Source organism: Kineococcus siccus (genome assembly GCF_009906795.1).
In the GTDB taxonomy this organism is placed as follows: domain Bacteria; phylum Actinomycetota; class Actinomycetes; order Actinomycetales; family Kineococcaceae; genus Kineococcus; species Kineococcus siccus.
In genome coordinates this window covers 1-1,323 of record NZ_JAAALN010000394.1, presented here as the reverse complement: position 1 = coordinate 1,323, position 1,323 = coordinate 1, and the positions used below count along the sequence as shown (strand labels likewise).

General features: G+C 76.1%; 2 protein-coding genes. One reads left to right on the top strand and one right to left on the bottom strand.

Translation table 11 applies throughout. From position 1 onward, the window contains the following. Positions 1-127 precede the first annotated feature (127 nt). The gene (locus GTR02_RS21730; RefSeq protein WP_166609542.1) at positions 128-841 is read right to left on the bottom strand and encodes an esterase/lipase family protein; all 714 of its coding nucleotides are present in this window, start codon (positions 839-841) and stop codon (positions 128-130) included. A 176-nt stretch (positions 842-1,017) separates the two neighbouring features. Here GTR02_RS21730 and GTR02_RS21725 point away from each other — a divergent pair. Then, the coding region (locus GTR02_RS21725) for a hypothetical protein (RefSeq protein WP_205709807.1) at positions 1,018-1,323 on the top strand (306 nt) is incomplete at its 3' end.

Sequence of the window (1,323 nt, the reverse complement as noted above, 5' to 3'; positions counted from 1 at the left end):
TCGACGCCCAGCAGGTAGGCCAGCGGGTGCTGGTGGATGTCGCCCGGTGCCTCCCGGCCGGGGTGGGGGGCGTCCGCGCTCGTCACCCCCGCATGCTCGTCGCCGCGGCCGGCGAGCGCACCCGGTTTCAGGCCGGCGACCCGGGCGCCCTCGCGGACCCGTCGCGCAGCGCGCGCAGGACGACCTCGTGCAACCTCGGGTCGCTCAGCACGCGGAAGTGCCCCACGGTGTCGAGGCGCACGTTCGTGGCCCCGGGGAGCTCGTCGTTGCCGGGGACGACCGGGTCGACCGCGCTGAACACCGAGGTGATCGCGGCGTCGACGTGCGTGGCCACCGCGAGGTCGCGCAGGAGCGGGGAACCGGGCACGAACACCCGCAGGGCCGGCAGCGGGAGCCAGCGCGCCCGCACCGACCCGGCGAACGGCGTGTTGACGGTGACGAGCTGCCGGAACCGCCCGTCGGCGTTGTGCCGCACCAGGACCTGCTTGCCGATCAGGCCGCCCTTGCTGTGCCCGACCAGGGCCACCCCGCTCGCGGGGCCGACGCCGGCCTCGTCGACCGAGCGGCGCACGCGCTCGGCCGCCTCGGCGATGTCGCCCCCGTTGAACCCCAGGTCGTCGACCACGTGGACCGGGTGGCCGGCCGCGTGCAGGGCCTCGGTCAGCGGTTGCAGGAACCGCCAGGACTCGTAGACGCCGGGGACCAGGACGACCGGCACGAACCCCGGCCGCCCCGTCGCGAACTCTTCCCCGAGCACCGTGCGCCGCAGGCTGCGCGCTTCCCAGCGCAGGCCGTCGAGGAGGTCGAGCACGACCCAGCGCAGGACGTCGGCGCGGCGCATCAGCCGAGCCGTCGAGCGCCGGTCGCCGCGGCAGCGGCTGGTTCGGCCACGAGGTCCTCCGTCCGGCGCCGGCGGCGCCCCGGCGGTGCCGTACCCCGACCGGACGGGGCCCACACGCACCCGGCCCCGCGACCCACTACGACGGCGTCGGCCCCCCGGTGGGCTGCGCCTCCTCCGTGCCCTTCGGCTTCGCCTTCTCGGTCGGCTCGGGCTTCTGGCTCGGCCTGGGCTCGTCCGTCGGCTTCGGCTTCTCCGTGGGCTTCGGCTCGGCGGTGGGCTTCGGCTCGGCGGTGGGCTTCGGCTTCTCCGTCGGCTTCGGCTCGGCGGTGGGCTTCGGCTTATCCGGGAGCTTCGGCTCGGCGGTGGGCTTCGGCGTGTCCGTAGGCTTGGGCTTCTCGGTGGGCTGGGGTTCCTCGGTGGGCTTCGGCTCCTCCGCGGGCACGGGTTCCCCGGTGGGCCTCGGCGCCTCGGTGCGCCCGGGC

Bases quoted from the DNA above. Each gene is read 5' to 3' on its own strand.
- GTR02_RS21730 (WP_166609542.1), bottom strand. From the start codon at position 841: ATGCGCCGCGCCGACGTCCTGCGCTGGGTCGTGCTCGACCTCCTCGAC.